Below are 429 nucleotides of genomic sequence, written 5' to 3' on the forward strand. Positions count from 1 at the left end.
CCACCTTCAGGGACAAGTGGACGAATTTTATAGACCTGGGTACGGCGATAGAAATATTTACGCCGGTCTATCAGTTTTTCCTGACAGATGCAGATTTCTGGCGGGCTACAAATTCATTACAGCTGGATGAGGTGATCGGGATTTATGCAGCTACCATTATGGATTGTCCGGAGAAGCTGACAGCATTGAACAATAAGCACCCCATGATACCCTTGCCTATGGCGGGGGGTGCCTTCAGGGTATTGCTACATGGGGTTTCGACAGAAGTACTACATGCTTTTTTTGTCCAGGCAAAGCTGGAACAGGGAAAAAAAAAATAAAAAAGGAAAAACCGGTTTTGCCATCAGGGCAAAACGGGGTTTGTCTTTCTGTCGCAGTTTTTTTTTTAACTTTCCTAAAATATTATCTTTTAAATCCTTCAGGCTGTTT

Annotated in this window: 1 pseudogene; it reads left to right on the plus strand. The window is 43.1% G+C overall.

Annotated elements, in window-relative coordinates:
• Positions 1-320, plus strand: a pseudogene (locus BW716_RS35670) (hypothetical protein); the annotation flags it as partial.
• Between the last annotated feature and the right edge of the window lie 109 nt (positions 321-429).

Origin of the sequence: [Flexibacter] sp. ATCC 35208 (assembly GCF_001975825.1) — a bacterium.
Lineage (GTDB): Bacteria > Bacteroidota > Bacteroidia > Chitinophagales > Chitinophagaceae > Chitinophaga.